The sequence below is a fragment of the Pseudomonas sp. AC193 genome, assembly GCF_979258075.1.
On record NZ_OZ409832.1, the window covers coordinates 3,800,644 to 3,825,941 of the forward strand.

The 25,298-nt window shown below is 55.7% G+C and carries 21 protein-coding genes and 1 pseudogene; 9 read left to right on the forward strand and 13 right to left on the reverse strand.

The features are described from left to right. Positions 1 to 38 precede the first annotated feature (38 nt). The 4 genes and pseudogenes from ACZZ0D_RS17100 to ACZZ0D_RS17115 all read right to left on the reverse strand — a co-directional run bounded on the left by ACZZ0D_RS17100 (position 39) and on the right by ACZZ0D_RS17115 (position 4,393). A complete protein-coding gene (locus tag ACZZ0D_RS17100) occupies positions 39 to 971 on the reverse strand; it encodes a D-2-hydroxyacid dehydrogenase (protein ID WP_463553849.1) in 933 nt (310 codons plus the stop codon). A gap of 105 nt (positions 972 to 1,076) precedes the next feature. Beyond that, positions 1,077 to 1,370: a YcgL domain-containing protein gene (locus ACZZ0D_RS17105; RefSeq protein ID WP_007911350.1), complete on the reverse strand. Its 294-nt coding sequence runs from the start codon at positions 1,368 to 1,370 to the stop codon at positions 1,077 to 1,079. Further along, positions 1,367 to 2,501, reverse strand: a pseudogene (rnd, locus tag ACZZ0D_RS17110) (ribonuclease D). Before rnd ends, ACZZ0D_RS17105 begins: the two are co-directional and overlap by 4 nt. Before the next feature lie 242 nt (positions 2,502 to 2,743). Then, complete coding sequence (locus tag ACZZ0D_RS17115) at positions 2,744 to 4,393, reverse strand: phosphoethanolamine transferase (RefSeq protein ID WP_463553850.1); 1,650 nt, start codon at positions 4,391 to 4,393, stop codon at positions 2,744 to 2,746. Positions 4,394 to 4,794: 401 nt separating this feature from the next. Here ACZZ0D_RS17115 and ACZZ0D_RS17120 point away from each other — a divergent pair, with 401 nt between their 5' ends. After that, complete coding sequence (locus ACZZ0D_RS17120) at positions 4,795 to 5,979, forward strand: cyanate transporter (RefSeq protein WP_463553851.1); 1,185 nt, start codon at positions 4,795 to 4,797, stop codon at positions 5,977 to 5,979. A gap of 185 nt (positions 5,980 to 6,164) precedes the next feature. After that, positions 6,165 to 7,100 (forward strand): LysR family transcriptional regulator, encoded by a 936-nt coding sequence (locus ACZZ0D_RS17125; protein WP_053118090.1) that lies wholly within the window; start codon positions 6,165 to 6,167, stop codon positions 7,098 to 7,100. A 3-nt stretch (positions 7,101 to 7,103) separates the two neighbouring features. On the opposite strand, the gene ACZZ0D_RS17130 is transcribed toward ACZZ0D_RS17125, so the two are convergent. From ACZZ0D_RS17130 to ACZZ0D_RS17155, 6 genes are all read right to left on the reverse strand, one after another. Further along, positions 7,104 to 7,469 (reverse strand): 5-carboxymethyl-2-hydroxymuconate Delta-isomerase, encoded by a 366-nt coding sequence (locus ACZZ0D_RS17130; protein ID WP_053118089.1) that lies wholly within the window; start codon positions 7,467 to 7,469, stop codon positions 7,104 to 7,106. Between the two features lie 240 nt (positions 7,470 to 7,709). Beyond that, a complete protein-coding gene (locus tag ACZZ0D_RS17135) occupies positions 7,710 to 8,630 on the reverse strand; it encodes a LysR substrate-binding domain-containing protein (protein WP_122591708.1) in 921 nt (306 codons plus the stop codon). Between the two features lie 71 nt (positions 8,631 to 8,701). Next, positions 8,702 to 10,810, reverse strand: a complete 2,109-nt coding sequence (locus ACZZ0D_RS17140) for a DUF6311 domain-containing protein (RefSeq protein ID WP_463553852.1) — start codon at positions 10,808 to 10,810, stop codon at positions 8,702 to 8,704. After that, positions 10,807 to 11,193, reverse strand: coding sequence for a GtrA family protein (locus tag ACZZ0D_RS17145; RefSeq protein WP_463553853.1), 387 nt, complete (start codon positions 11,191 to 11,193; stop codon positions 10,807 to 10,809). The genes ACZZ0D_RS17140 and ACZZ0D_RS17145 overlap by 4 nt, the downstream gene beginning before the upstream one ends. After that, complete coding sequence (locus ACZZ0D_RS17150; RefSeq protein ID WP_463553854.1) at positions 11,190 to 11,900, reverse strand: class I SAM-dependent methyltransferase; 711 nt, start codon at positions 11,898 to 11,900, stop codon at positions 11,190 to 11,192. Before ACZZ0D_RS17150 ends, ACZZ0D_RS17145 begins: the two co-directional genes overlap by 4 nt. A 3-nt stretch (positions 11,901 to 11,903) precedes the next feature. Continuing rightward, positions 11,904 to 12,869, reverse strand: a complete 966-nt coding sequence (locus ACZZ0D_RS17155) for a glycosyltransferase family 2 protein (protein ID WP_463553855.1) — start codon at positions 12,867 to 12,869, stop codon at positions 11,904 to 11,906. A gap of 278 nt (positions 12,870 to 13,147) precedes the next feature. Here ACZZ0D_RS17155 and ACZZ0D_RS17160 point away from each other — a divergent pair, with 278 nt between their 5' ends. Further along, a complete protein-coding gene (locus ACZZ0D_RS17160; protein WP_463553856.1) occupies positions 13,148 to 13,339 on the forward strand; it encodes a YegP family protein in 192 nt (63 codons plus the stop codon). Between the two features lie 154 nt (positions 13,340 to 13,493). After that, on the forward strand, positions 13,494 to 13,700 hold the full coding sequence (locus tag ACZZ0D_RS17165; protein ID WP_053118083.1) for a hypothetical protein: 207 nt from the start codon (positions 13,494 to 13,496) through the stop codon (positions 13,698 to 13,700). Between the two features lie 77 nt (positions 13,701 to 13,777). Here ACZZ0D_RS17165 and ACZZ0D_RS17170 read toward each other — a convergent pair whose 3' ends face one another. Beyond that, positions 13,778 to 17,275: a glycosyltransferase gene (locus ACZZ0D_RS17170; RefSeq protein ID WP_463553857.1), complete on the reverse strand. Its 3,498-nt coding sequence runs from the start codon at positions 17,273 to 17,275 to the stop codon at positions 13,778 to 13,780. A 451-nt stretch (positions 17,276 to 17,726) separates the two neighbouring features. Here ACZZ0D_RS17170 and ACZZ0D_RS17175 point away from each other — a divergent pair, with 451 nt between their 5' ends. From ACZZ0D_RS17175 to ACZZ0D_RS17195, 5 genes are all read left to right on the forward strand, one after another. After that, positions 17,727 to 19,220, forward strand: coding sequence for a tyrosine-type recombinase/integrase (locus ACZZ0D_RS17175; protein ID WP_463553858.1), 1,494 nt, complete (start codon positions 17,727 to 17,729; stop codon positions 19,218 to 19,220). Between the two features lie 824 nt (positions 19,221 to 20,044). Beyond that, the gene (locus tag ACZZ0D_RS17180) at positions 20,045 to 20,518 is read left to right on the forward strand and encodes a hypothetical protein (RefSeq protein WP_463553860.1); all 474 of its coding nucleotides are present in this window, start codon (positions 20,045 to 20,047) and stop codon (positions 20,516 to 20,518) included. A 501-nt stretch (positions 20,519 to 21,019) separates the two neighbouring features. Continuing rightward, positions 21,020 to 22,213 carry a hypothetical protein gene (locus ACZZ0D_RS17185; protein WP_463553861.1) on the forward strand — a complete coding sequence of 398 codons (1,194 nt, stop codon included), beginning with the start codon at positions 21,020 to 21,022 and terminating at the stop codon, positions 22,211 to 22,213. 607 nt (positions 22,214 to 22,820) lie between these two features. Beyond that, a complete protein-coding gene (locus ACZZ0D_RS17190; RefSeq protein ID WP_463553862.1) occupies positions 22,821 to 23,036 on the forward strand; it encodes a hypothetical protein in 216 nt (71 codons plus the stop codon). A gap of 91 nt (positions 23,037 to 23,127) precedes the next feature. After that, positions 23,128 to 23,889: a recombinase family protein gene (locus tag ACZZ0D_RS17195; RefSeq protein ID WP_463553863.1), complete on the forward strand. Its 762-nt coding sequence runs from the start codon at positions 23,128 to 23,130 to the stop codon at positions 23,887 to 23,889. Between the two features lie 261 nt (positions 23,890 to 24,150). Here the strand turns inward: ACZZ0D_RS17195 and ACZZ0D_RS17200 are convergent, their stop codons facing one another. Next, the gene (locus ACZZ0D_RS17200; protein ID WP_463553864.1) at positions 24,151 to 25,083 is read right to left on the reverse strand and encodes a hypothetical protein; all 933 of its coding nucleotides are present in this window, start codon (positions 25,081 to 25,083) and stop codon (positions 24,151 to 24,153) included. A gap of 24 nt (positions 25,084 to 25,107) precedes the next feature. After that, entirely contained in the window at positions 25,108 to 25,293 is a 186-nt protein-coding gene (locus tag ACZZ0D_RS17205; protein ID WP_463553865.1) for a hypothetical protein, read from the reverse strand. Between the last annotated feature and the right edge of the window lie 5 nt (positions 25,294 to 25,298).

A 25,298-nucleotide genomic window follows, 5' to 3' on the forward strand; every position in this document is an offset into this window, starting at 1 on the left:
ATCGCGAGCAGGCTCACTCCTACATTGTTTGTGGTGAATCAATACCCGCGATTGAAATCCACTTCCCCGCGCAATATCTCGCTCGCCTGATAGGCCTTCAGGTTGTCGACGAACAACTGCACCATCAACGCCGGTGAAGTCGGTGCCGAGCTGTGCCCGGTCAGCAGCAAGCCCCACGCCGTCCAGAATGGGTGACGCTGCGGCAACGGCTCCTGACGGCACACGTCAATTACCGCGCCCGCCAGGTGCCCTTCCTTCAGCGCATCGACCAGATCCGCATCAACCACGGCCACACCGCGCCCGACGTTGATGAACAATCCGGTCGGCTTGAATTGCTTGAACAGCGCCGCGTCGTAGATATCGTGGGTATGTTCGGTGTTCGGCAGCAGATTGACCACGTAATCCACTTCGCCGACCAGCCGTGGCAGATCCGCCATCGGAGCGACTTCAACGAACGGCGCCTGCTCGCGAGCACTGCTGGCGATGCCGTACAACTCGACGCCGAACGGCAGCAGGAACTGCGCCACGCTCTGGCCGATGTCGCCGGTGCCGACGATCAGCACCTTGCGCCCGACCAGACTCTGACCGGTGCGGTTGTCCCACTTGCGCTCGACCTGGCTGACCAGTCGCGCCAATACCTCGCGCTCATGACCGAGCATGTAGGTCAAAACGTATTCAGCCATCACCTGGCCGAAAATGCCTACGGCACGGGTCAGGCGATAATCGCGGCGCAAGCCATCGGCAAGCAGCGGCGTGATGCCGGCCCAGGTCGATTGCAGCCATTGTGGCTGGTGGCCCTGACGCAACAGGGTCGCCAGCAGATCCGGCTGACCCAGCCACACCGGGCAATCAGCGGCCAGCCGCGCCAGTTCGGCGGAGTCGCCACTGGTCAGCACTTCAAGCTCGGGCACTGCCTGACGCAGCAGCCGGGCGTATATCGCGTGGTCGTGTTCGGCAATCAGAACGCGCATCTTCAAACCTTTCGCAAACCGTGCAGACGGTCGCCGGATGTCGGGCGACCGTCGCGGTAAAAACAGTTCCTGGGTTAATCGAGGCCCAGAACAGGGCCTCGCAGATCAGACCGGGTCGTTGCGTCGCAGCAACTCTTCGGGCAAGTGCTCGATGTACTCGTCCTCGGCCGGCGGCATTTGCAGGTGATAGCCCTGCTTGTCGAGGTTTTCCAGCACGACGACGATGTCTTCGCTGGCCAATTTGCGCTCAGGCGACAGCACCAGGTCAAATGAATGTTTCGGCTTGCCGAACGCCAGCATCAGCGCTTCCGGCACGCGCTCGAGTGCATCACTTTTCAGCACGTAAAGGTACATGCCGCTGCGCTTCGAGCTTTGGTAGATGGAACAAATACGTTTCAAGGCTGTTCTCCGGCGGTGGCCAGGCTGTCGAGCAGCGTCTGACCCATGAGTTCGCGGCGCCAGCCACGCAGCGACTCAGGCAATTGGTAAGTGACCCTCGGGGTAGCCACTTTTGACCAGCGCTTCGAGGGTTTTCTTGCGTAGCATCAGTTCCGGCGCGATATCGAGGCGCTCGGCCTCGGCCTGACCCAGCGCACGCAGTTGTTTGATCAACGCAGCAGCTTCGATCGGCAACGGCTCCGGCACGGCAGGCGGCCATTGATCAGGGCCCACACTGCCAGAGCGCTTGATCAGATCAAGCAGAAATTGACCGTCCTGACGCACGGTACGCGGGTGCATGTCTTCGATCTTGCCCAGCGCGGCGAGGTTGTCCGGTTGCGTGCGAGCCAACGGCCACAGCGAATGCTCACGAACGATGCGGTTGCGCGGCAAGTCACGGGCACGCGCTTCGGTTTCACGCCATGCGCACAGCACACGCAATACCGCGAGCTGTGCACGGGAGAGTTTCCACGCCAGTTTGGCTTCGCGGTAAACCTCGTACGGATCGGTTTCGCGGCGCAGGTTGGCCACCAGTTCGGCGCCGTCCTCCAGCACCCAGGCGAACTTGTCGTCGGACAGTTTCGGGCGCAGCTGTACGAAAACTTCCGCGAGATGCACGGCATCTTCAGCGGCGTAGCTGATCTGTGTGTCGGACAACGGACGCTGCAACCAGTCGGAACGGGTTTCGCCCTTCGGCAGTTCGATGCCCAGCACCGCTTGCACCAGACGCGAGTAGCCCATGGAGAAACCGAGGTTCAGATAAGCCGCGCCCAATTGTGTGTCGAACATCGGCGCCGGCAGGCTACCGGTCAGACGCAACAGCACTTCGAGGTCTTCGCTGCAGGCGTGCAGGACTTTCAGCACCGCCGAGTTTTCCAGCAGCGCAGCCAGCGGTTGCCAGGCATTGATGGTCAGCGGATCGATCAGGTAGGCGCGTTTACCGTCGCCAATCTGCAACAGGCCGGCAATCGGGTAGAAGGTGTCGACCCGCATGAATTCGGTGTCGAGGGCAACGAACGGCAGCTGCTGCCACTCGGCGCAAAACTGCGCGAGGCTTTCGTTGTCGCGAATCCAGTGAATATCGATGGCCACACGGCTCTCCCTTGAAGAATGGCGCGCAGTATATATCGCCACCGGCGATTTACGCGCCTGCGAAGGGCAAGAGCTGTAACGAAATGTCCTGCCAATGGGCAAGAATAGTCTGACAGAAGGATCAAACGTGGCCATTAACTGTAGGAGCTGCCGCAGGCTGCGATCTTTTGATCTTCAAAAACAGGATCAAAAGATCGTCCGATCGCGGCCCGAGCCTGCGGCAGCTCCTACAGGGGAATGCTTCAGTCCTTGGCCAGCACGCCGTCGATCACTGACCCGCGGCAACCGGCAAACATGTCCAGATCCGGTTGATACACCGAACTCTTCACTTCGAGCAAACCGAGCATCGAGTGGAACAGGTTGTCCTGACTCAGCGGTTTATCGCGGCTCATTTGCAGGCAATGGGTGTCGACCGAGTAGGACTTTTGATAGTTGTCGGAGAACCACGCCAGCATCGCCACGTGCTTCTGTTGTTCCGGCGCCAGCATATACGGCGTGCCATGCAGGAACAGGTTGTACTCACCCAGCGACTCGCCGTGATCGGACAGGTACAACATCGCGGTATCGACTTTGTCCTGATTGTTGCGCAACACATCGATCAGACTCGACAGCACATGGTCGGTGTACACCAGCGTGTTGTCGTAACCGTTGACGATACTTTCGCGGCTGCAATTGTTCAGGGCGTTACTTTCACAGACCGGCGTGAAGTGCTCGTACTCCTTTGGATAACGCTTGAAGTATTCCGGACCGTGACTGCCCATCTGGTGCAGAACCAGCACGGTGTCTTTGTCCAAGTGATCGATAAAGCTCTGCAGACCTTGCAGCAGAATTTCGTCGCGGCATTCGCTGTTGGCGCACAGCGTCGGGTCTTTCAAGTTGCTGACATCCTGCACGGTGACGCGATCACAAGTGCCTTTGCAGCCGGACTGGTTATCGCGCCAGATCACATCGATGCCGGCCCGTTTGAGTACGTCGAGCAGGCCTTCCTCGTTCTTTGCCTTGCTCGCATCGTAGTTCTTGCGGCCCATGTTAGAGAACATGCACGGCACCGAGACGGCAGTTTCCGTGCCGCAGGAATGCACGTCGGTAAACGCGATCAGCCCGGTTTCCTTGTCGAGTTTTGGTGTGGTGTCACGGTTATAGCCGAGGATGCCGAAATTCTCGGCGCGGGCACTTTCGCCGACCACCAATACAGTCAGGGATTTGCGCGGCTCAAGTTTTACATCGGGATTGCGCTCGGCGTCCTCGCCGATTTTGACGAACGGTTGCTGCGCCGAAACCACTTGCTCACGCAGGTAACCGGCCGCCGCACCAATGTAGTTGCTCGGCACCAACATCAAGCGAATTTCGTGGTGGTTGCGAAATAACGAGGACAAACCCTGATAGTTGGCCAATGCCACACCACCAATCACCGCCACCGAGGCCACACTGACAATAACTTTGCTGAACAACTCGCGGTGCCAGCGCCGATAATTAATCGGCAGCTTCCACAACAACAACGACGGCAAAACACCGAGAAAGAAAATATACACAAACAACTTTAACGAGAGCAGGTCTCGTACTTCGGTGGCATTGGTTTCTGCAAAGTTACGCAACATGCCCGGGTCAATCATGACGCCATACTGGCTCATGAAATAAGCCACACCAGCGCTGATCAAAAACATCAGCGTCAGCACGGGTTTAAGCAGCGGGCGGAAGGCCAGAAAGGTCAGCACGATGTTGAACGCCGCGAAGATCATCACCCCAAACGCCACGCGCATGGCAATGCCCTTGCCGTCTGACGCGGTGATGTCGAACAGGTGCTGCCAGAGCACAACGTTAAAACCAATCAAAAGAAAGGCGCTGGCAATCAACGTCACCCATTCCGGGCGCACGGCTTTTAACTTCAACATGATGAGGGGCAGTTCCTGAAAAGAACCCTTGGTTAGTTGTGAAAAATTCATTAACCAAGGCATGACAAACTTTAGGCTGGCAACCATCAATTTTTTGTGAAAAAGACGCCAACGATTAGTTGGACTGAGAGCAAAGTCTGAAACTTGTGGAGTATTTGGGAATGGTTCAGCTTTTATTCAGCGAAACACGGATCTGGCTTTTATGTGGGAGCGGGCTTGCTCGCGAAAGCGGTCCGTCTGCCAGCATCTGTTTTGACTGACAGGACGCCTTCGCGAGCAAGCCCGCTCCCACAAGGGGAATTGTGGAGGTATCGAGTTTTTAGGTAGGCCTGTCGGTTTTCTGATTTGCCCGAATCATAGGGCTCCGCGCCTAATCATCTGCCCTTTCCCAAGGTCTGATGATGGAAAACGTCCGCGCCACTGCCCGCCCCGCTATCTGGCTGATGCTCGCCATCATGCTGGTAGCCCTCAATTTGCGCCCTTCGATGGCGGCGGTCGGGCCATTGTTGTCGGCGATTCGCGGCGATATTCCGTTGAGCTTCAGCCTCGCCTCGCTGCTGACCATGCTGCCGGTGATGGCGATGGGACTGGCGATGTTTTTTGGCATCGGCATCAGCCAGCGTCTGGGTGAGCGACGCACGGTGCTGTGGTCGTTGCTGCTGATCGGTCTGGCCACGTTGTCGCGGTTGCTTGTCGATTCCGCCGCCGAGCTGATTGTCAGTGCGGTGCTGGCCGGCGTCGGCATTGCGCTGATTCAGGCCTTGATGCCAGCATTGATCAAATCGCGTTTCCCCGACAACGTCGCCCTGTGCATGGGTTTGTACGTCACCTCGATCATGGGCGGCGCCGCCATTGCTGCGTCGTTCGCACCGTTGGTGCTTATCAGCACCGGCAGTTGGCGGATGGGATTGGCCGTTTGGGCAATCCTGGCAATGTTGGCTTTGCTGTTCTGGTGGTCGCAACGCGGCAACCTGCCTGCGACCGCGAACACTTCAGTCAGAAAAGAAACCTTCTTCAAACATTCCCGCGCCTGGTTACTCGCAATCTTCTTCGGCTTGGGCACTGCGTCCTACACCTGCGTCCTCGCCTGGCTGGCGCCGTACTACGTGGAGAAAGGCTGGAGCGAACAAAACGCCGGCCTGCTGTTAGGTTTTCTGACAGCCATGGAGGTGATTTCCGGCCTGGTAGTGCCAGCCATCGCCAATCGCAGCCGCGACCGACGCATCGTACTGATGGCCCTCCTTGGACTGATCATCGCCGGTTTCTGCGGACTGATCCTTAGCCCGCAACACTTCAGCCTGCTGTGGCCCTGCCTATTGGGTCTGGGCATCGGCGGACTGTTTCCGATGAGCCTGATCGTCTCGCTCGATCACCTCGACAACCCGCAACGCGCCGGCGGCCTGACCGCTTTCGTGCAAGGCATCGGCTATCTGATTGCCGGCCTCTCGCCGCTGATCGCCGGGATGATCCGCGATCAACTGGGCAGTTTCGAATGGGCATGGTGGTCGCTGACCGGCGTGATGCTGATCATGGCGTTGATGGTGTTGCGCTTCGATCCGCGACGTTATTCGCAACACTTCCAGTGATCGGGCTACAGGCCTCTGGCCAGCTTTCAGCGGTTTTAGCGGTAACGTCGTGTTGCTAAAACTTTCTGTCCCACAACTGTCCATGAAACGTCCTACAAGCCTTTGTCCTTGCACCATCGTTCCGTTAGGATCGTTCGCACACGTTTGCGCGGATTCAGCGCAAGGAGCACAGCGGGACGGAACGGATGCTGAACAGTAACTTGCTTCGAAAGCTCGACATGCAGGATCTCATGGTGTTTATCGCCGTGTATGAGCAGAGCAGCGTCACCGAGGTCTCGGAAACGTTGTTCGTCAGTCAGTCCACCGTCAGTTACTGCCTGAAAAAACTGCGCACCAGTTTTGAAGACGAACTCTTCATCAACACCCGCACCGGCATGCGCCCGACCTACAAGGCCAGCAGCATGTACGGCCATGTGCAGAAAATCCTCGAAAGCATCAACCTCTGCCACGCCGGCGCACCGACATTTGACCCGAGCCAGCAAGCTGTCACTTTCAACATCTGCGCCCCGGAATACTTCGAACAACTGATTTTGCCGCGCCTGTTGAAGCGCTTCGACTTCGATGACTTGCCAGTGATGGTCAACATGCACAAGTTCGAAACCGATGTGCCCGCCGATGAGTTGCGCGATGGCAGCCTCGATCTGGTCATCAGTTTCGGCCCCAACTTTCACCGCCACCACACGGACTTGAAGTCGCGCATGTTGCTGGAAGATGACCTGGTCTGCGTCTTCGATAAACGCGCGACGCCGCTGGAACCGCGCCTGAGCCTGCAAGCGTTTACCGAGCGCCGGCATGTGTTCCCGACGCCGTGGACGTCGACGACGAATATGGTTGATGGCTGGCTGGCGCGACAGGCGCAAAAACGTCAGATCGTCGCGCGTTCGAACAGTTACAGCGCGGCTTTGAAGATGATCACTGGCACCGATTTCATCCTCACCCTGCCCCGGCGGATTCAGCGGTTACTGACCAACGATGCGGTGTTCAATCACTGCGAGGCGCCGAACGGTTTGCCGGGGTTTACCCTCGACATGCAGTGGAGCCAGAGCGTTGATCAGGACAGCGCCAACGTCTGGCTGCGCGAACAAGTGGTCAAGGTGTGCAGTGAACTGCAAGCGGCCTGATTCCTACACGCCGATGACCGTTTTTGTGTAGGACTCGCGATCGATATCGATCAGCTCGACACTCAACTGCACCTCGACACCGGCCGGCCATTCACACAGATCCTGGAGCACGGCCAAGAGACTTTGCGACAGCTGTTTTTTGGTCTCCGCTGAGCGCCCGCTGAGCAACGCCAGCTTCACCGCCACAAAACCGCGCTCGCTCATCGCCGTGCCAACCTTGAAGGTTTCGACCTTCAACGCACGGCTCTTGATATCGAACTCCGCCGCGAACTGACCAGAACCCACCAGCGTGTTATTGAGGCGAATCAACGCGACGTCGGCGTTCAGCTGCGGCAGGTTGGCGGTGTATTCCATGTGCAGGTGTGGCATCGGGAGGCTCCAGTCGGGCGGCAGAAAGGTCGTACGTATAACACAGCCCCGCCCTACCCTTCCGCGGCTTTTTCCGGACTGTCGGACGAAGATTTATACCAGCGCTCAATGACCGGCTTGGGGAAAATCTCCTGTGGGAGCGGGCTTGCTCGCGAAGGCGGAGGATCAGTTACAAATGCATCGGCTGACCCGGCGCTTTCGCGAGCAAGCCCGCTCCCACAAGGGGATTTGTGGTGTTGCTTAAGGTGGGGTGACGGGCCGTTCACTCATGAACTGCTCCAGCCGGGAACGCAGCCAGCGCTCGGCCGGGTCGCTGTCGACGTGGCTGAGCCAGACCATCGACAGATCCAGCGTCGGCGTTTTGAACGGGAACGGCTCTTTGAACAGCAACCCCGAAGTGGCCATCGCTGCCGCCGTGTAATCCGGCAGGCTGGCGATCAGATCGGTGCCCGCCAACAACGCCGGCAACGCGCTGTACTGCGGCACCGACAGAACCACCTGCCGGGTGCGGCCCAGTTCCGCCAGCCACTCATCCGCGAAACCACTGACATTCGCCGTGTGGGAAACCAGCACATGCGGCCGCGCGCAATATTCATCGAGGGTCAGCGGTGTGTCGGAAGCATCCGCGCGCAGGATGCTCGGTTGAATGTGCCGCAGCAATTTGCGCTTGGCATTCGCCGGCAAGCCACGGGTCTGGCTGATGCCGACGGTGATGTCACCGGCGGCGAGCAGATCGGGAATGCGCCAGTAATCGACGTGCTGCACCACAAACACCACGTTCGGCGCTTCCTGACGCAAGGCGCGCAGCAGCGGCGGCAGCAGACCGAACTCGACGTCATCGGACAGACCGATACGGAAGGTCATGGTGCTCACGGCGGGATCAAAATCACGGGTCAGGCTCAACGCCACTGAAAGCGAATCCAGCGCCGGCTTCAGGTGGCGGAAGATATCTTCAGCGCGGGCCGTCGGTTCCATGCGATGGCCGACGCGGATGAACAGCGGATCGTTGAGCATCGTGCGCAGGCGATTGAGCGCCGAACTGATGGTCGGCTGGCCAAGAAACAGCTTCTCGGCCGCCCGGGTCACGTTGCGCTCCAGCATCAAGGTCTCGAACACCACCATCAGGTTGATGTCGGCCTTGCGTAGTTCATTGCGGTTCATCCATTGCTCCCCGATCCCCAGACTGCCGGCAGTGTAGAAAGCTCCGCCAATAACGTCTATGCGGGTACAGGTTAGTTGATCGACATTGCCTTCAAGCCAATGGCGAGCTGTCTGCGATCCTGGCCAACGCCCAACTGCTCAGGGCTGATCGCATCGGCAAATTGTAGTTGCACATGCAGCAACCCCTCTTCCTTGATGCGTTGCCGGATAGCCGGCGTCAATTGCAGTTCAAGATGGTTGCCATCGGGCTTGTCCAGTGTGGTCGACAGCGCTTCAATGCCATTGAGTTTGATCACCACGCTCTGACTCAGATGTCCCGGCGCCAGAAACGCTGTGGTCTCAAGAAGCAGGGTACGAGCCGATTCGGGAACTCGCATCACCATTTCGGCTTCGGCGCCGCTGAACCATACCCCCCAGGTTTCGGCATCCGACCAGCCGCGTGCGAGATAGTCCTTGCCCGCAGCACCATAGCTGAACAGTGCTTTTTCTCCGGAGACGAACTCAGGCACTAGTTGTTGTGGCGTCTTGTTGACGGCCACCTGCACGCATTCACCACATTTTTTCCAGCCCGGCGCCAGCACTCTAAATCCGTCGATACTGGTGAACAGATCCGTTTCGGTATTAACGCTCGAGACCGCCTGCAGCAACGCCCGGTCACTGAGCAAGTACAACGAATCCGCATCATATTGACCCGACGCCAGCATCGTGCGGCTGTACCGATCGGCAACTTCCCACTGATCCTTGCCCATCCGCCCCAGATAGACGGCGTCAGTCGGCAACCCATACATTGCGGCAAATGCGGCGACATTCATCCACGCCGGTGACAGGTTTTGAGGAAGGATCCAGCGAACCTTTTGATAGTGCGCTGCGGCATTCTTCCAGAACGGATCGACAAAAGGCGTCTTCCAATGCGCGCTGGGCTCGACCATCAACTGCTTGCGCACCAAAGACCAGCCGCTGCGCGTATCGGCGACTTGAACTAACAGCGCAAGAGCCATCAACAAGATTGCCACACGCGGTTTATTCGCGCGTACGACAAGGAAAATGATCAACAGAATGAACGCGTAATAAACCGGCCAGAACATGCGTCCCGAGGCTCGAAAAATATTGGCGATAGCGATTATTTTTTCCGGCAATGAATAGGTAACGTTCGCCCCTCCAACGGCAATGTTGTTGGATAACGCAAATACCGTCAGCCCCGCCAACGCGATCAGCACAAACCTCTGTCGACGCAATGTCTGCCCCAACCCGGTTTGCCCCTGCAACCACCCGACCAGCCCACAGACCGCGAGCAATAACAGCCCCAGCCCGAGATAACTGAACCCTTCCGTATCGCCCAAACCACCAGGTAAATCCTTGAGGATGTATGACCAATGATTCGGACTGAACAGGGTCAGCACATTGGCTCGATACAAGCCAAATCCGTCGGAAACCGCATCGGAGCCATTGACGGAAAAGTAGCCCACTTGCCAGCAACAGAAACTCACCAGAGCAAACAACAAAACCAGCTCGATTCCGACATCGCGCAAAGTCATTCTGGCTTTGAAATGCCGAGCGACCAGATCGGCCAGCCAGAGCAGCGCAACCATGGCAAGAAAATACGCATGAATCAACGCGGTACACGCCAGCAAAGCCCCCCAAGCCAGACGCCGACGCTGATCCACGGGGCGCAGAGCCAGGTACAAGGCGGCCAGGATCAGAAAATGTCCGGCCAACGACAAGTGTGTCGGCATGCGGATAATCATCGGTGGCGCAAAAAGGAAAAGCGCACTACCCAGAGCGCGCAACGCGACACTTGAGGTGATCAACCCCACCAGCTTCCAGGCAAACCACGCTTGCAAAACAAAACAGGCGAGAAACCAGATGCCGAAATACTGAAATGTGTGCGGAAGCAATGAAGAAAACGGCTTGAACAACAATGCCAACAGCGGATTTGAATCGGAGAAAATCAAGCCGTTGCTCAACTCAAGCCCGTATGTCGGGTTCAAACCGATCGGAAATGTCCAAGGCCCCTGGCGGAAAAACACCCACCCCAGATAATGCGTTGCAGGGTCTCCCTGACCGAGCCAGGCGATGTTCTGCGGATTTAGCGCCCTAGGGCCCACTACGATGAAGAACGCCACTACCCCAATCATCAAAGGCAACAGAGTGACGGCCAAACGTTTTGCGGAATCCTTCATCGATACGTCCAGAAATTGTGCAGTACAAAAGTGAATGCCGGAATCGTCAGCGCCACGGCCACGATGCCCAACAAATAATGCAGCCCGGCCATCTGCGCGACCCAGGCAACGAACATCGCGAGGAAAAACCCACCCACGGACACTAGCGAAAAACGCAGCAGCGTTCGACCGTGCAGACGCGCCGAAAAACTCCAGGTGGTATTGATCACGTAGGACACCACCGTCGCCACGGCAAACGCCACACCATTGGCGAGCGGCGGTTGCGGGGCGACGAAGTTGATGAACAGCACCGCGATCAACGCGTGCAGCGCGGTAACAAACAACCCGGTCACGGCAAAGCGCAGACCGCGCTGGATCAACGCCGTTTTTTCCGTTGAGGTCACGGTTTGCGCGCCAGCACGAACACGCTCAACCCGGCCAGGCGATTCATGCCCATCAGCGGCAATTCGAGGCTGCACAAGGTTTTCAGAACGCCGTTCACCAGCGGGTGATGGCGCTTGAGCTGCGAGCGCGGCGGCTGTGCCTGCGCACCCTTTGGCAGCAAGCGCAACGCCGCTGCAATCGGGAACACCGCACCGAAATAATAGGCACCGCGCTGCACACTCAAACCAGCGTCCCGCGCCAGGGTTTCGAACTGCGCCAGGGTGTAGCGGCGCTTGTGTTCCAGAAAATCATCGTGACCGCTCCAGAGAAACTGGAACGCCGGCACCGTCATCAGAAAGCGGCTGCCGGAAGGCACTTTGTCGATGTAATGCTTGAGCAAGCCGAGGTCGTCATCGACGTGTTCCAGCACGTCCATCAACAGCACCAGATCGGCGTCGATGGCATCGATATCCCGAAGGTAGTGCACGGGTTTGCCGGCGGTGGTTGCGCTGGAATCGCTCGGGTAACTGATGTCCACGCACCATGCCTCGCGCGCGTCGGTATGCGTCAGCAAATGGTGGGAGAAAAACCCCGATCCGGCGCCGACATCGAGGATCCGCGCTATCGGCGCGTCCCCCAGCAAACGCCGGGTGGCCGCCGCTTTGGAGCAGTAATACCAATGCTCGCCGATGCTGTCGCCGAGGATGTCGGTTTCCTTGAGATCCATGTTTCAATCCTTGGGGTCGTAGACGCGACGCACGAGAAAAACCGGTCGACGTTTGGATTCGATATAGGTGCGGCCCAGATACTCGCCGAGCACGCCGATGCCGATCAGTTGCAGGCCGCCGAGAAAGGTCACCGCCACCATCAGCGAGGCATAACCGGGCATGTCGACGCCGTGAATCAGGGTGCGCAACACGATGAAGATGGCGAAGGCGAACGAAACAAACGACACCAGTGCGCCAACGTACGTCCAGATGCGCAAGGGCTCGGTGCTGAAACTGGTGATGCCTTCCAGGGCGAAATTCCACAGCCGCCAGCCGTTGAACTTGCTCTGCCCCGTTGCGCGCTCCGGGCGCTCGTAGTCGACGTGGGTGGTGCGAAAGCCAACCCAGGCGAACAAGCCTTTCATGAAGCGACGCGACTCGGGCAACGTCAGCAACGCGTCGACCACACAACGATCCATCAGGCGAAAATCGCCGACGTTCTCGGGCAATGGTTGTTCGGCGATTTTGTTGTGCAGGCGATAAAACCAGTGCGCAGACGTCTGTTTCGCCCAGGTATCGCTGCGTCGGCTGACTCGATGACCGAGCACCACTTCGTAGCCCTCTCGCCAGCGCTCGATCATTTGCAGAATCACTTCGGGTGGATCCTGCAGATCAACGTCAATCGGCACCACGATCTGCCCGGTGGCGATCTGCAGACCGGCAGACAACGCCGCTTCTTTGCCGAAGTTGCGACTCAGGTCAACGATACGCAGACGCGTATCGCTCTGCTGATGCTTGAGCAGGCGCTCAAGCGTGGCATCGGTGCTGCCGTCGTTGATGAACACCAGTTCAAGCTCGATCAACGGCTGCTGTTGAAAGACTTCATCGATGCGCAGGAGAAATCCGTCGAGGCTGTCCTCCTCGTTAAAAACGGGAACCACCAGCGATAACGTTACCCGCGTTGCCTGTTGCAGTCCGTGCTCAGTCAAGGGAGTGCTCTTTTTATAGTGATTGTCGGTCGCCGAAGACTTGTTCGACGCCATGAGCCGACCCGTATTAAGCAGCAGCGCCGACAGCGATGCAAGGGTGAAAAAACGCCGTTCCGGCCAATCAAGGGGACGTTCCTGGCGCTCTAGTCCGCACTCTTTAGAAACATCCACCAACGATTGGAAACAAAACTCCGATGGCCAAAAAAACCGCCTGCGCTAGGCTTGCGTCGATGCGCCACACTGGCTGACGCACCCGTCTATCGCATGGAGCGAACTGAATGTATTTCGAGATTTACAGGCAATCCAAAGGCACCCCGACCACCGGCAAAGGCCAATGGCGCTGGAGGCTACGCGCGGGCAATCACGAGACCATCGCCAGCGGCGAGTCATACGTGAACAAAGCGGATTGTCTGCACGTGATCGAGCTGATCAAAGCGGTACAGGGCGAAACCCCGGTCAAGGAAATTTAACCGCGTGAGTCGATAAAAGGCTGCGTCCTACAGCTCCTTCCTTTTTTGACCGAATGACTGGCGGGCCACCGCTGCACCCCTACGCTCAGCAATGCAGGGGGCCATCCGGCCCTGTTTTCTCCCGATCATTCACACTCAAAAAGGAGCCGCAGACATGGCCAGAGACAAAGCGAAAGACGACATGCACTTTAACTGCACACAAGCACACGAAGCCGACTACGTCGCCAGCCTCTACCCGCACGCCAAGGAAGAAGTGAAAACCTTCCTCAGCTCGGCCTGCAAGGACAAGACGCTGCACAACTCGACGCATAAGGATGTGTATGAACTGATCAAGCGCAAGTTGGGCCACTCGCAGCCTTGATTGGCTGGAGACGCGGGATGATGTAGATCCTGCAGAAATGCAAAAGCCCCACAGGTTTTGCGCCTGTGGGGCTTTTTTCAATCCGCGAGCCAGGCGTCTCGCCACGCCAGCAGATGTGCGTCCTTGAGCATCCAGTTATCAAGTACCACGCTGCGCAGCGCTTCTCCGGACTTGGCGCTGGCATCAGGCTCAGCAAGATGTTCGCGAATAGCGGCAATCCAGTCCTGCGCTCTGTTCCTGACCCTCGTCACCGGAAAGTCACCGCGATAACAGAGGATATCCGAGCAGATCACGGGGAGGCCGCAGGCACCGTACTCCAACAACCGCAAGTTGCTTTTGCAGGTGTTGAAAAAGTTATCTTTCAGAGGCGCCAAAGCCAGATCCAGGTTCAAGCCGGCCAGTCTTTGCGGGTATTTTTCGATACTCACCCCCCTATGAAACTCATGAACATACGGACGCAGTGCCGGTGGGCACATTCCCATGAACACCCATTCAACTTCCCCTGCCAGCTCACGAACCACTTCGGCAATGACTTGCAGATCGCCGCTGTGACTCGAGCCGCCTGCCCAGCCGACCCGAGGCTTGCGGCCTTGTTCGCGCAGGGCGGTCAGACCGCTCCACCAATGACTTGGCAGACGGTTTTCGATTACCCGAATGTCGGCGTTGAAACCCTTCAGCGCATTGGCCAGCGGCTGGGTCGACACCACCAACCGATCGCACAGCCCTAAAGCTTTCTTCAAGCGTTTGGCGATGTCTTTGGGCAGCGCTTCGGGGGTTAGATTGCTGGCTGGCACGTCAAGAATGTAGTCATCCAGCTCGTAAACCTTGAAGGCCTTGGAGAATGCCTTGGTGTCTTGCATGTATTCCAGATGAGGCGTTGTGTGCTGCCCCTGGAAAATGATCGTGTCCGGCGCCATGCGCGCCAGCTCTGTCGGTTGCAGCCCCGCGTCGCTCACCGCCCCGCCGATCAGTTGCGCATCTTTCAGGGCAGCGAAGGGTTGGCGCACCCGATAATGTCCACTGCCGAAAGCGTCGAGGGGATGACAGAGCACGTGCGGCAACTCACGACTGGCGAACGGGTGCCAGTCAGTATCCGTGCGGTATTTTGAGGAGAAGCCGCTGCCCTCCAGAGTCAGGTTGCGGTTGTAGGCCGGATCGTTGGCGATGGGTGCAAGCCAACGCTGGTACATCACCGACTGCTCGTGCTTGAACCGCTTGCGCTTGGCTTCCTGCGTGGTCGTGTCGACCTTGTTCTGGCTCACGCTGGCTTCGTGCACAAGCTGCGCGTAAGGCGTCCAGACAATTAGTCGGCCAGCCTGGCCGACTTTCAGGCACAGATCCACATCGTTGAAGGAAACGGCGAGGTCGACCTCGTCCATGCCACCGACCTGACGATATAGTTCGGTGCTGATCATCAGGCAGGCGGCGGTTACCGCGCTGTAGTTCTGATCAAGATGCAAACGGTGCAGGTAGCCATTGGAGTGCATTGGATCGTCGATAAACGGGTGGTCTGCAACGCCACGCAAGCCGAGTACCACGCCGGCATGCTGAATAGTCCCGTCGAGGAACAACAGTTTGGCGCCGACGATTCCCACTTCTGGCCGCTGAGCGTGATGGAGCATCGCACCCATCCAGTCGCCATCAATGATCACGGTGTCATTGTTGAGCAGCACCAGGTATTCGCCACGAGCATGGCTGGCGGCAAAATTATTGATCGCCGAATAATTGAAAGGATGCGCGTAACGCAGGATGCGCACTTTGGGGTCGTTCAATTGCTCCATGCCAGCGAACCACTCACGGGCTTCGTCAGTTTCGCTGTTGTTGTCGACGATGATCAGTTCGTAATGGGTATAGCCGGTTTTCTCCATGATGCTTTCGATGCAGCGCAGCAGCATCGCCAGGCAATCTTTGGTGGGAATTATGATGGACACCAACGGCTGCTCGGCGTGTTGGTAAACCACTCGGTTAGCCATTGCCAACGGCCCGGGCTGCAACTCATGAGCCACGCCCAAGCGCTGCAAGTGCGCCTCGACGATGGCCGCCGAGTTCGCGATGACCTGCGGCTCACCCAGCCACCGGCCGAAATTGATTGTCTGGTGCACAAGCACATCGGCGAAGTGCCCGACAGTGCCCAGCCCATGCGTTTCAATCAGCCGGAAAAGCAAATCATGCGGCGCCAGTTCGCCGAAGGCAGGATCGAAGCCATCAACCGCCAACGCGGCATCGCGACTGAAGGCCAATGTGCGGCCGACATACGGATAACTGCGCAACATATCGAGGTTCAGATCGGGTTTGAACACCGGGTTCTGGCAGCCGTCGACCGTCAGTGAGTCTTCATCGCTGTAGCAAGCGCTGACGCCGGGGTTCAGTGCGATGCCTTCGGCGTGCAAAAGCAGCGCATGGGGATCAAGTTCGTCGCCGCCCCGCAGCAGGTACCACCAGTCAACCTCGATGCCCTGCAGCAGTTCATTGAGCTGACTCGGCCAGGAATCGGCCAGCGGTAGCCAGACCAGATTGGCGGCCGGCGTCACCCCCACAGGTTCGGTATTGGAGAGCACCACGATCGCCGCCGCTTCATACAGTTGGCGGTCGATGCTGTTCAGGCTGGCACGCAATAGCTCAATGTCACCCGTGGTGTCGGTCAACACCAACAACACGCTCGGTTGCCCAGGCCAACTCGCCAATCGTGCGGGTAAACCTTCAACCTCGGCAGCCGTCAGTTGCCGGTTAGCCAACCAGCGCTGATACAGGTCAAGACTGCGCTGCTGTCGGCCAACATTTGCCAGAACGCCGAAAAAACGCTCTAACGTGTGTGCCAGGGTGCCGTCGAGCTGGCCGCGTTCAACTTCGAAATCCTTGCCCGTCAGTTGCACCCGCTCCAGCGGGGCAAATACTTCGGTGCGCGAAATGAACATGGTGCCGGCAAAAAAATCCGCCTCATTGATGCCTTGCGGATCAATGCCTGCCCGCTCGGCGAGGGTGACCAGCAACGTGCGGTTGGCTTCGGTAAGGTATCGAGTGACCGGTAGCAGGTATTGCTGGGAACCCAACATGGGAACGTGCACCGGATCGGCAAGCTGTTCCAGCGCTCGACGAAAGCGTGACGGGCTTAACAGGTCATCGAACAGTTCACGGCCCCAGTCGTTCTCCCCACCCATGTGTAACGAGCGCTTGGTGTGCAGCTTGACGACCGTTTTAATGTTATCGGCCCGCAAAAACGGCAGCACACGCAGGAACGGCAACACGTCCCTGCCGTGGTTCGGCACCCGGTATAACGAGTAACTCAAGCCACTGGCTGCCAGCAGATTACCTATCGCGTCGTCACGCCCGGCCACGCAGGTTACGTAGAGATGCAGGCGTTCAGGCAGTTTGAGCAAACGAACCAGAATGTCCTTCAGCACCTCGGAATAAAACGCGTGGATCACCACCCCTACTGGTGGCTCGCCCTCTTCGAAGGCGGGCTGCTGCGCAACCAGCACTTCGCAACCCTCGAACAAATCTGTACGGCTGCCGGCATTGATGGTCTGGATGTCAGAGGTCTGGCCAGTAACTTGGGCTGATGGTGGAATCGTCATGTTCAAACCAAATTTGAATAGGGGGCGAGGATAGAACTCGCGGGATGCGCCTTGTGCGGCCAAGGCGATCGCGAGTATCCGCTTCGATGAGCGCGCGGCACTCTCCGAAACCAGCTTTAAATTCGTTGGCAAGCCTCGTGAGCACCGTATCGATAATGTCGGCAGAGGCGGAGTTTACTTAAGAACTGCTTCTCGCCCAATGACCCCACTGCGCGCGCGGTGCGCTGGAGCGCGTTCGCTGTGGCGACGAAAAATCAGACTCGCAGAAACGAAAAAGCCCCGTAGATTTTCATCTACGGGGCTTTTTCTATGTAATGGCGGAGAGATAGGGACTCACCATAAACGTCATCCAGCCCCAATAAACGCCGTTTATCAACGCTTTACGGTCGAATAGTGGTACAATTGAGTAGTACAATCGGCTGTATCACTCACTTATTTTCACGGCGTGCCAATGGCTGACAATCTGATTCAAAAGAAAGGCGAGTTCACTTGGTATGTGCGGCTAGCAGTACCTGCGGATGTGCGAAAAGCGATGGGAGGGAAATCTGTCCTCGTCCAATCATTGAAGACCGGGCTTCGGTCGGAGGCCATGAGTCGACGCCTGAGCATACTCGCGAACTGGAAGGCAGCATTTGCAGCAGCGAGAGAGAGACGGGCGCTGCCCGAAGACTGGCAAGCCGGGGTCATTTCTCAACTGCAACAGTTCGATCAAATGGCTACCGACCAGAAACGCAAACTGATCGGAGAGACGGTGCCAGAGCTGCCGCAAGCAGACCCTAAAATGGTGGCCCGAATGATGGCTGAGCCCCGCATGGTTGAAATCGCCACCAAGCTCGTCACAGCCAAAAGGGCAAATGGGCTGACCGGCAACCTCCAGTATGAAGATAGCCTCGCCAATATGTTCAAGAGGATGGTGCCGCTCCAGCTCATGGAGAGCTATCAGATGACCGCACAGCAACGGGTAGAGTTGGGGGAGTTGACGGGCAATCCTTCCAGCTACAAATCAAAGTCACCCATCACCAAGGCCAGATTGGCAACATTCCGCGAATACCGGCAAGGTCGGAAAATTGCCGCAAAGACCATCGACCAGCAGGAATCGAAGCTGGAGAAGCTTTCCGACTTCTTGAAAACAGGAGAACGCAGTCTCGACTTTGACGCTGTGTCGGCGTGGCTGGACTCCCTCAAGCTGACAAGCAAGACCCTGACACAATACCTGCTGGCTGGTAGCGTGTTCTGGAGATGGGCAATGAAGCACGACGCTCGCTGGCGAGAGGAATTCAAGGATCGTGCGAACCCCTTCGAGAATCACGATCTGCCGCAGGTGAGGGGAAAGGCCAAGAACGATGCTCAGCGAAAAGATTTCAATCTGGAAGACATCAGCAAACTACATTCAGCAGCGTCAGCCGAGGGGCACACCACACTGGCTGATCTGATCCTTCTCGGCACATATACCGGCGCCCGCATCGAAGAGCTTTGTCAGTTGAAGGCTGAACACGTCATTGAGCCAGACGGTATAAGGAGCTTCGACATTGTCGACTCCAAGACAGCAGCAGGCATCCGTGTTGTACCAATCCACCCTGCCCTGTCTGCTCTCGTTGATCGTCTGGTTGAGCAATCCAAGGGCGGTTATCTGGTGCCTTCTGGCAGCAGAAACAAATACGGCATCCGATCAGACGCTCTCTCAAAGGCGTTTGGCAGACTCAAGAAAACGCATGGATATGGTAGCCAGCAGGTTTTTCACTCCATCCGAAAGACTGTCGTTACTCAACTTTATAGAGCCTCTGTGCAAGGCGCCCTGATCGCTGAACTAGTTGGTCATGAAACAGGCTCAGTGACTTTCGACGTGTACAGCCAAGGTGCGACAGCAGCACAGAAACTAGAGGCTATTTCAAAACTACCCCTGCTTCCCATAACCCCCGAAGCTGTTCAGGAGACATCTGGTTAAAGTTGGGTTGACGGTGCGCCCTACAACCCGGCAGGAACGATGCACACAAATAAAACGCCATACACAAAACAAACTATACAAGCAAGTACTATCTTGACAAAATAAACTTTCGTGTTATCATGTTCAATGTAGAGCAGTAATCCTTCTCGGCTCTTCTCAACAACAGATTTTTATCAATCATAGTCTGAATGGGTTTGCTGTTGTTGTCTGGTGGTAACGTCCTGTTGCTACCTCTATTTCCTACCTCCTGTCATTGTTCTGTTCCCTCTTGTGACGGTGGGCGAACTACGTTCAACGTGGTTCCTACATGTCTCTCAATGTCTACTTGTGTGTCCTTGAGAAATGCCAATGGCGGACGTTTCCCCGCCATCCTTGCGTTCTTCCAGTATCGTTGGCAAAACTGGTACATCAGGGCAAACGGGTTCGTCTCCGTTTGTTCAAAGAGCCCTTCGCTGTAGGGTGATGGAAAACAGCAACTAATTCAATCGGCGTTGAAATCGAAATGGCCCTAGCGGCCATTTTTATTGTCTCGCTCATAATCGTTACATCCAATATCCCCATAGAACAGGAGGCCATTGATGGCAAACAAGGTTGTTCGCTGCCCGTGTTGCGGCCGCATACACGCTCCAGAGCGTATTCGTATTCGGAACTATTGCAGCATTCGCTGTCGAGTGGCAGCACATCGAGCAAGCAAGAAACATCTGGTCGATCTTTCAAGCAACGACAACAAACTGATAGGAGGACAAGATGAAACACAATGAAGAAATAGGCCAATTAGAACGGCCAACCCAAGCACTTAAACCCAACCACGAGGAAACAAATTAATGTCGATTCTACGAAAAGAAACAAGGCAAGAACTGCAAGCCCTGAAAGACAACGCCACAAAATTTTATGATGGTGGATCTTGCGATGAAAATGCGCTTCCAGCAATACGCGCTACAGTGAGTCAGTTGGCCGTCATGGCCTTGGGTCTTCCAGCTGCATTCAAACTCCGCGATGAATTCCTGGCCGCCGGATACATGCACAGCGATGTGAGTCCGATCCAACTCGGTGCCTATATCACCTTCTACGTCAAGAAACCGCAGGCAGAGCAGAAAGCCGATTTGAAGGCGATCCATGCTCAAGTCGAATCGGATTACCGTGCAGGTATTGAACGTGAGAACGAATTGATCATTGTCCGCCAAGTTCAACTTGAACAAGCGAGCATTGATCGACAGATTGAACGGGAGCTTGCAGCGGAGCGTCTGGCTCAACGCAATGCAATCGAAACTCGTATCCGTGCTGAGCTTTCGAAGTGATCAACCGTACAAGTTAGTCACAAAGCTTCATATATCCGGATGGCCTTCGGGTCATTCCCCATATACCTACATAAAGGAAAGAGCCAGTGTACATCGGCAAAACTCCGCTCGCCTTTTGTATGACTTGGGCACTGATTGTGATACTGCATTTTAGTCAAGGGGCAGAGATTGAATCCATCAGCCAGCACTCCATCGATTTGAATCGGCAGACATATAATCGAGTCCAGTTAGAACGTTCGCAAGAGCGAGAAGTTAACGAAGAACAGACTCGAAAAATTGTGTCCATTGAAGTTACGCGAGCAACATCCAAGATCCAAGATCCAGAATATCAACCCCCAGGAGAATAACCAATGAACAAGACCTGTACCTGCAATTACTGCGGCCATGTGTTCTCAGTTCCGAAACGACGTCGCTATTGCAATGCCGTCTGCTTTCACTCTGATCCCGTAAACCCGAAAGCCCAAAGTCCGATCAATGCCAACCATAATGGAGCCTATACACATGACCGCAACATCCAGAACAACAACTGAACGCCGCCCAACCTGCCAACTGTGCAAAAAGCGTTTTCGCACTAGCAGCAAAACAGCGAAGTTTTGCAACACATCATGCCGCACAGCGTTCTACAACAAAGCACGCCACGTTAGACGAATCGCCAACGCCAGTACTTCCCCGTTCTTCTACGAACTCGCTCGTCAGGCGATCAGAGCCCGCACCGTTCAGATTTATCACCACTTCGACCAGCAGGAACTTGAAGCTCTGTACGACGTGTACGCGAGTTGTCAGCGGATGAATGGGTATGGTCTACGCAGAGACCACGGCGAAGCTCCATTCGAGTTGTCCCATATCGCCCCTGTGCGTGGACAAGCTTCTATCGGCCTGTTCAGAGCCGACAATCTGGTCATAGCGCCAATGTCGCTCAATCGTTCGCATGGTGCCAAGCACTACAGCGGCGGGGCTTCAATCCCTCGTGCAGAACTCTCGGCTCGCTTCGCAGTTTCCAAGGACGCCAGTGTCTCGGAGGTGGTGCAGCGTGTTATCCAGATAATCGGTGTGGAAGTAGTGCAAGCCGTCGTTCAGTCCCGCAAGATCAAGCCAAGCAAGCGACAAGCCTTGTACTCGTGGTTAGTCGATCATCTCGACCCGGCCAATCCAGACCACACCGAACACTTGAAGACAATCGAAACCGCGACAGCTCGTATTTTGGATGGCATCAAACGCCAGCTTGAAGGCAAGGAACCCGTGGGTGATTTCCGTGCGTGGCTCGACTACCACAATGACACCAGTGTTCTTCTGAGCGAGTGGGAACGTATTGGCAAGGCGTATCGCCCTGAGTTGTTGCCAGCCCTCGAACGCATCCAGTATCTGTTCGCCAACACAGCCTTTTCACGTTTCCGCTATAGCTTCGAATTCGACGCCATCGACCTTCGGTTGGTCTTCGACATGTTGCATGGCCGACCAGCCCACACCGTCACTTCGATCATCGACGCAATGTACGCCAAGGTATTTGCTAGCCCTCTGCTGTACTCAGCAACCGAAGCACTTGTGTCAGTTGTTTTGAAGCCTCTACGAGCTTCCATGAGCGTGACAGAGTCGTTCCTTGACGGCTTGGATAACTGCACGCCTTACATCGCTCCAGACGCACTGTATTTCGGCTCTGCCTCAGTTGATCGCGAACTTATGCCAGCTCCGTTTTAGAACAACCGGATGCACGCAGTAGAAGTGTAACGCACACGGTGCGATTCGCTTGCAGACCTTGTATTCCGTGGCTTCCAGCTGGTATTGGTGGACGCGAGCGCGTGCAATGGTTGGCGACAGTGGTACTGCTGGCACTGTCTATGAAACTGCACTGGCAGCTCGGGCGCCCTAGCAGGGTCATTCCTTCGATTGGGCATCCAGCACGCACCCGTAGCCTGCACACGGATTGCACGAGAGCGCTTGAGTTGCACCAGTTTTATACAAAATAAAGTATGAAAAAAACCCTGATAAACCCTGTTTTAACGGTCGAAACTGGGCCATTGAGTGTGGTTATTCGAGGGCGCTGGAGTGGTTCGATGCCCGGAAACATTGATTCTAGAGCCCCCTGCCTTCCAGAACACCAAACAAAAGCCGGTTTTCTCCGCCTGCACGCAGAATCTGGAGAGTGTCGAGGGAGAATGGTCGATCCGTTTCACACAGAAGCGCGTCACCGTCGCTTTCGTCACAGATTCGACCTGGGCCATGCGGATTCTGCATATGAGCGCCAACCCGTTCATCCAGTTGCTGAGCTACGATCCGTGCATCCATTCCCTCAAGGACGACAGCCATGCCAGACAACACAGAAGCCAATGTAGCTGCGGCGGACGTACTAACCCTCCTGTTGCACAACCAGCACGCTCTGGCTGCTGCAATTGAAGAGGTGGCGTTGTGGGCCAAAGCTGGAGGCTCAAGTGAAACCCATGATAACGCCGTCACCGCATTGCAAACTCTTGATGCGAACGCATCCGCCATCACCGCAGGGCTTTTCAAGCTCAGGCAGTAAAAGCTTCGCTGGGAAATCTCTATAACAAATCTAGAACGACCATTCGAGAACTGTTATAGTTGCTCTCAGACGGAATTCAGAGGGCGGGAACATGACCACCGATACCAACATCACCACCAACACAATCGACGTAGTGAGCTACTGCCGTGTGTCTAGTCAGGGACAAGGTGAAAGTGGCTTGGGTCTGGAAGCTCAACGCGAGTACATCGCTCGTGCAGCTCAACAGAATGGTTGGAACATCGTTGGTGAGTTCGTGGACGTAGTGTCGGGCAAGTTGGCAATAGAAGATCGTCCAGAAGGGGAGAAGGCACTGGCAGCATGCAAAGAGCTGGGTGCACAACTGGTTGTCGCCAAGCTGGATCGTCTATCCCGTTCGGTTCATCACATCGCCCGCCTGATGGAAGAAACAGAGTTCAAAGTTGCAACGATGCCCACCGCCAACTCTTTCCAACTCCATCTGTTTGCAGCTCTTGCTCAACAGGAACGAGAGTTCATTGCCAACCGTACCAAAGAAGCTCTAGCAGCCCTCAAGAAGCGTGCGGACGCTGGCGACGTGCAATCTGTTGGAAAGATTTCCCGCCGTTCCGAAGCGCTGGATAAAGGCCGTACAGAAGCCAATCGTGCGAAGGCCACTGAGGCAGTCCAACAGCGCGTGAATACATGGCAAGAGTCTGTGCGTGATCCTATCGACCTGTGCATACACAAGGGAGGTCGGACACTCCAACAGGTTGCTGATTGCCTGAACGGCAAGGGCATCACGACAAGCCGGGGAGGCCAATGGTCTTCCATGCAAGTGAGTCGTGTAATGAAGAACCTGGCCCTTCACTTCCCTTCGAGTGAAGCGGCTCTGTGAGCCCCTGTACGATCTTCCACGCCTCCCCATAAAGGTTTGCACGATGCCCTATAGTCTCGCCAACGCGGGGCTTTGTCGTCTCTGTGTCTGACAGAGTTTCAACTTATTTTCAAAAAGCCACGGTTTCCAGTGGGGGCTATGGCTTTTGTTAAGTGGGTGTGACGGGGCACCAGATTATATTTCCAGCCAAAAAACCAAACGACTATCGAAGCGCATCAAAAAAAAATTGGGGGGGTGGGATAATTTCCAGATTCCCTCGTGCTATCTGCCAGGATCGTAGAGCGCCATCCTTGAATCAGATATTGTTCTATCCCATCGCTCGATGAATATGAGAAATTTATTGTAGTCATCCGCATATGTTTGAAGCCACTTGCCTATCCCTTCGCACACAGCAAGATAGAATGGATGGAGATTGAAATAATAGGTGTCACCTACACCCTGTGCTTCCTCTGGTACATTTCCTATCGATATTGAAATTCGTCGAGACTTTTTCTTTAATACCTTGTTTGAATCCAGATTCGACATATGCAACATTCCATTTCTCATCTCCCAAAGTTCGTCGGCAGTGACGCCTATAGGCTTCAAGTCAACATAAGCGTCAAGCCATCTGCTAAACACGGCACGCTCTGATGGTTTCTTGTCATAACCATATTCAACATGTGCAATGCTGTCGATACAGGACATGAATAGCTTGGCAGCAGATGCATAGTGCTTGTTATTGAAAAGGAGTTTGTAGGCCAACAAAAAATCGTCATTTATAAGATCGGCGTAGTGAAATCTATTGTCTCTTGTATATTTTGCCAGCCAATCATCCATGACGCTTTTTTCTCCCATCTCCTTATTCACGTCATCCATATCTAGCGGTGCGTGATCCGAGACATAATTTATCGAGGGCTTTCCGTCGAGAATTATTGTGATTCCATAGAGGGGTGTCCGTGTTTCGTGCGGCTCAAATACATGCTCGAATAGTTCAAGCGCTGTACCCAAGCGACAGCGTGCAGTATATGCACCGATTGTCAAACCTACTGGAGCTTTCGTTAGTGTTGCCTTTTGATAATCCCGCTCTACCGAAGCTTTCAGGTACGCAAGTTTGTCTTCATCTGCGCCATCAACTTCGTAGCGTATATGTCCGAGAAATCCTACCCTTTCTTGTGCATCTGCAACCAAGTAGAAGCTGTAAATTGTTTCCTTCACGCTTTGCTCTCCCTGTTGTCTTGGCTACTTCTGCAAGTGTTTTTCATGCTTCTCTATGAGTTCTGCCATCCAGTCTGTTGTTCCGCTCCAGCGTTTCAGCTCTTCACCACAGACGCTGCAATCTATAGAGCCTTGATCTCGCACAGGGAATTTGATTCCCGTGAGCTTATAGATGGAGCCACATTTTTCGCATGTGATTTCACTGCTCATACACT